At 54.1% G+C, this 4,741-nt stretch carries 5 protein-coding genes; 2 read left to right on the top strand and 3 right to left on the bottom strand.

Going from position 1 to position 4,741, the window contains the following annotated elements; all coding sequences use genetic code 11:
* Positions 1–192: 192 nt before the first annotated feature.
* Both fusA and HFM78_RS05285 read right to left on the bottom strand, forming a co-directional pair.
* On the bottom strand, positions 193–2,310 hold the full coding sequence (gene fusA / locus HFM78_RS05290) for an elongation factor G (RefSeq protein ID WP_287128380.1): 2,118 nt from the start codon (positions 2,308–2,310) through the stop codon (positions 193–195).
* Between the two features lie 69 nt (positions 2,311–2,379).
* Entirely contained in the window at positions 2,380–3,159 is a 780-nt protein-coding gene (locus tag HFM78_RS05285) for a uroporphyrinogen-III synthase (RefSeq protein WP_287128379.1), read from the bottom strand.
* 64 nt (positions 3,160–3,223) lie between these two features.
* Between HFM78_RS05285 and HFM78_RS05280 the strand changes: the two genes are divergently transcribed.
* Complete coding sequence (locus HFM78_RS05280; RefSeq protein ID WP_287128378.1) at positions 3,224–3,904, top strand: hypothetical protein; 681 nt, start codon at positions 3,224–3,226, stop codon at positions 3,902–3,904.
* Between the two features lie 68 nt (positions 3,905–3,972).
* On the opposite strand, the gene HFM78_RS05275 is transcribed toward HFM78_RS05280, so the two are convergent.
* Positions 3,973–4,188: a hypothetical protein gene (locus HFM78_RS05275; protein WP_287128377.1), complete on the bottom strand. Its 216-nt coding sequence runs from the start codon at positions 4,186–4,188 to the stop codon at positions 3,973–3,975.
* Between the two features lie 44 nt (positions 4,189–4,232).
* Between HFM78_RS05275 and HFM78_RS05270 the strand changes: the two genes are divergently transcribed.
* A partial coding sequence (locus HFM78_RS05270) for an MFS transporter (RefSeq protein ID WP_287128376.1) occupies positions 4,233–4,741 on the top strand: 509 nt, incomplete at its 3' end.

The raw sequence follows: 4,741 nt of genomic DNA, 5'->3' as shown, positions 1-4,741 counted from the left end.
GCGATAGCACAAGGGCTAAAGCGTGTTACGGAAACTGACGCGAAAGGTTGGTTCACTCACTCTGGCTATCTTGGTACATCCATATGAAAACCGCTGTAAGATGGCGGGTTTGAACCGGATACTGCCACTGTGCAACCCAAAAAAATACCCCGCCCTCCTTCGAGAATGGGGTATTTAATTTAAGTTAGCGAGTTAGCTGCCCTTGTTCTTGGTGATGATTTGTTCAGCAATGTTACGGGGAACTTCCTCGTAATGGCTGAATTCCATCGTGAACTGGCCCCGGCCCTGGGTCTTAGAGCGGATATCCGTGGCGTAACCAAACATCCCGGAGAGTGGAACCTTGGTAATTACTTTGGAAATCCCCATGTCAGAGTTCATACCCTCAATCTGACCCCGGCGCGAGTTGAGGTCGCCGATGACATCGCCCAAGAAGTCTTCGGGGACTTCCACTTCCACTTTCATCATCGGCTCTAGGATGATGGGCTGGGCTTTTTGGACGCCTTCTTTGAGGGCCATGGACCCGGCAATTTTGAAGGCCATCTCTGAAGAGTCTACATCGTGGTAGGAGCCATCAATAATTGTGATGCGGAGGTCAATCACGGGATAACCCGCAATAACCCCGTTCTCACAGGCTTCCTTCACGCCCTGTTCTACGGCGGGGATGTATTCCCTAGGCACTGTCCCACCGACGGTCTTGTTGACAAACTCGAACCCGGAACCAGCTTCCTGGGGCTCAATGGTCAAGACGACGTGCCCGTACTGACCCTTGCCACCAGACTGACGGATGAACTTACCTTCAATCTGAATGGCTTTACGGATCGTCTCACGGTAGGCCACCTGGGGATTCCCGACGTTAGCTTCCACGTTAAACTCACGCATCATCCGGTCTACTAGGATTTCGAGGTGCAACTCACCCATCCCAGAGATGATCGTCTGGTTGGTCTCCGGGTCAATGAAGACGCGGAAGGTGGGGTCTTCTTTGGACAGCGAGTTGAGAGCTTTGGAGAGCTTGTCAATGTCCATCTTGGTCTTCGGTTCAATGGCAACCGAGATGACGGGTTCGGGGATGAACAGGGTCTCCAGGATAATCGGGCTATTTTCATCACAGAGGGTATCCCCGGTGATCGTGTCCTTGAGGCCCAACACCGCCCCGAGGTCCCCGGCCCGGAGTTCGTCTACTTCTAGACGGTCATCGGCTTTGAGGATCACCAAGCGGGAAATCCGCTCTTTTTTGTCCTTGGTGGAATTAAGGACGTAGGTGCCGCGTGCGAGGACCCCGGAGTAGACCCGCACAAAGGTCAAGTCTCCAAATTTGTCCGTCATCAGTTTGAAGGCCAAGGCCGAGAGGGGTTCAGTGTCGTCAGCGTGACGCTCGACCTCTTGACCATCCAGGAGGAGCCCTTTGATTGCCGGAACATCAATGGGCGCGGGTAGGTAATCCAGCACCGCATCAAGGAGCATCTGGACACCCTTATTCTTGAAAGCCGAACCACAGACCATCGGCATGATCTTGCCGGAGATCGTGCCTTTACGGAGGCCCGCCATGATCTCATCCTGGGTCAGTTCTTCGCCAGCCAAGTACTTTTCGAGGAGGGTGTCATCACTCTCGGCTACCGCATCAATTAGCTTCTCGCGGTATTCCTTGACTACATCGAGCATGTCTTCGGGGATCGGCGTATTCTCGATCACCTTGCCGATCTCATCACGGTAGATCTGGGCTCTGAGCGTCACCAAGTCCACTACGCCGAGGAAGTTCTCTTCGGCACCGATGGGGAGTTGGATCGGGACGGGGTTGGCCCGCAACCGAGTCTTGATCTGGTCGTAGACTCGGTAGAAGTTGGCCCCAGAACGGTCCATCTTGTTGACGAAAGCAATCCGGGGGACGTTGTAACGGTTAGCCTGCCGCCAGACGGTTTCGGACTGGGGCTGGACCCCACCCACGGAACAGAAGACCGCTACGACGCCATCAAGGACCCGCATCGAACGTTCGACTTCAATGGTGAAGTCTACGTGCCCAGGGGTATCAATAATGTTGACGGTGTACTCAGGAGCATCAGCGAGGGCCTGGGAGAGATTTTCGGGGTCGCGTTTGGTCCACTTGGTGCTGATGGCAGCGGCGGTAATTGTGATCCCGCGCTCCCGTTCCTGAGCCATCCAGTCGGTTACGGCATTCCCGTCGTGGACCTCACCAATCTTGTGGACTAGCCCGGAGTAAAATAGAATCCGCTCCGTGGTCGTCGTTTTACCCGCGTCAATGTGAGCGGCAATGCCGATATTCCGAATGCGCTCCAAAGGAACCTTGCGTACCACAGTAGCCTCCTGGCCTGAGTCTAAAAGCAATCCTTTCAAATTGTAACGTACTTTGCTAGTCCACTGGGCTCATGCTTGCGAGGACACCGCTCTAAAGTAACTTTCAATCGCCAGAACCAAGCCCTCCAAGGTATAGGTCTGGGCCACAATCTCGACGCGGCCCAATAACTCCCGACAGGTAAGAGCAGTCTGGGGGCCAATCGCCGCAAAACTTGCTCCCCCGAGGTCTAAACCCGCGACTAGAGGAACGAAATGACGGACAGTTTTGGAACTGGTGAAGGTTACTAGGTCTACTTGCCCGGTTCTAAAGGCTGTATGGATTTCTTCAGCTAAGTGCTTTGGTGGACGGGTCTCATAAGCTGCTACCTGGACTACGTGAGCCCCCCAGGATTCCAGCGTCAGGGCTAAGATCTCCCGTCCGCCCCGCTCCACTCTTGGGAACAGAACCCCTACCCCAGACCAAACCAATGGAGCCAAGGCGGTAAGTAAACCCTCACTGTCGTAATGCTCAGGGAGGACTTGGGGAGTCAGTCCATGATCCAACAGGGCAAGGCTCGTTTTCTCGCCGACGACCGCAAGTTTGAGAGGAGCCAGGTCGCTGGTTCCCAAACCGTGGTGCGCCAGTCGTTCCCAGAAATACTGGACTGCATTCGTTGAGGTGAGCAGGAGCCACTGGAATTGCGGTAACTCTTGTAAAGCACGGTCTAGGGGTCCCCAATCGTCGGGCGGGGTGACTTGTAGGAGGGGTAGACTCAACACCCGGGCTCCACGCGCTTGCAAGTGAGTGACCAGTCCTTGCTGTTGACTATCACTGCGCGTGACAACAATCCGGCGGTTGGTCAGGGGCATTGGTCCTAGGGCACATTTCTCTTAATATATGGGCTAGACTGCCCTGGGAGTCTGGGGACTGAGGATGGCTTACTGGAGTTGGTTTGTTGTAATAGCTTTTGGTGTCATTCCGGCGGTAGCGGCTCAAGAGGAAGTCTTCAGTCGGCGGGCGGTGGACTTACAGATTGATAAAGAATTAGTCCGCACTAGCCCGGTCCTCAAACGCTGGCTGACTTCGCCCCCAGACCTCCTCAATGAGATTGATAACACCCCGGCCTTCCCAGCGCGACTCCAGCTAATATTGGCGACGGTCCCGAGTCGGAGCGGGGATACGGAGTGGAGTGCGTCCCTACAGGATATTTTTATTGCTAACGGTCCAGTTAGTCTCAGCACTGAGTACGGTCAATCTCTGTACACCGACAATCGCCAGTGGGGAGCTCACGCTAGGTTTTATCTATTACCCCTAGGTTCACAACTCAATATAGCTCCGGTGGTCGGCTATCGTTCTTTGGTGGTGGATGGGCTAGCTTTTCGGGGACCGGAACTCGGGACGCGCTGGGTCTTGACGGCTCCGCAAGCAGCAGATATCAGTTTTTCGCAATCTTTAGTCTTAAGTGAACAAGGTCTCCCCGTGGGCCGCATCCAGCTTTCCTTTGGGTATGCTATCTCCCCACTCCTGCGCCTGAGTGCCCAAGTCCAATGGCAAAACTCGGCATTACGCTACGACACTTCCTATGGATTTTCGCTAGAAGTCATCCGGGACTGATGCTCATTGAAGCTTGCACAGTCAGAGAAATACCAACTGGATGACACTCTAATTTCATGCTTCTCCCGCTAACTCCAAAGTTTACGTTGCAATCCTGACGATACCCGAAAACCCATTTGAGCCAATGCTAAGGCAATAGCTTCAGCTTCACCCTCTCCCAATTGGGTCTTGAGAATCGTCGCTACCCCTACATTTTTGACCAGTTTATGGTTTGACTCCTTTCTTTCTAGCCTAGGGCCAGATAACGGTTTTTCACCATCACTGGTCTTGAGTGAATAGGGCATGTATCCAACTTTCTTTAGGCTAGTCGTTACAGTATGGTACGGGCATGACTACCCTCCGCTATAGCATGGCCTCTTTGGGAATTAACCTCCTCCAGGTCGCGGTTGCCACTTGGTTATTATATTTCTGGGCACCACCGCCGGAGGCTGGGCGCACGGTCTATCTGGCGGCTCCCTTAGTCGGGGTTTTATTGACGGTCGGTCGTCTAGTGGATGCCTTGGTGGACCCTTGGATTGGGCGATGGAGTGACCAGAGCCGGGGTCCTTGGGGACGGCGTAAACCCTTTTTGCTGTTGGCGGCTCCGGTGGCGGTGGTGGCTCTAGTCTTGCTTTGGACTCCGCCGATGGCGACGAGTGGTTGGGTGAATGGGTTGTATTTCGGGGTGGTAAGTACGGTTTTTTATGGTGCGCTCAGTTGTGTGGGTATTCCCTATGACAGTACGCTGCCGGAACTAGCAACTACGCCCCAAGCGCGACTGAACTTGAGTACCTGGAAGAATGTTTTGGGGACGCTGGGGGTCCTGATTGGGGCTATTATCACCGCGCCGCTCTTTAG

This window comes from Candidatus Cyanaurora vandensis, from assembly GCF_013285555.1.
GTDB lineage: Bacteria > Cyanobacteriota > Cyanobacteriia > Gloeobacterales > Anthocerotibacteraceae > Cyanaurora > Cyanaurora vandensis.
This window is presented reverse-complemented; position numbering and strand designations above follow the sequence as displayed.

Excerpts from the sequence above, each read along its gene's own strand:
- HFM78_RS05285 (WP_287128379.1), bottom strand. The coding sequence starts at position 3,159 with ATGCCCCTGACCAACCGCCGGATTGTTGTCACGCGCAGTGATAGTCAA.
- HFM78_RS05280 (WP_287128378.1), top strand. The coding sequence starts at position 3,224 with ATGGCTTACTGGAGTTGGTTTGTTGTAATAGCTTTTGGTGTCATTCCG.
- HFM78_RS05275 (WP_287128377.1), bottom strand. The coding sequence starts at position 4,188 with ATGCCCTATTCACTCAAGACCAGTGATGGTGAAAAACCGTTATCTGGC.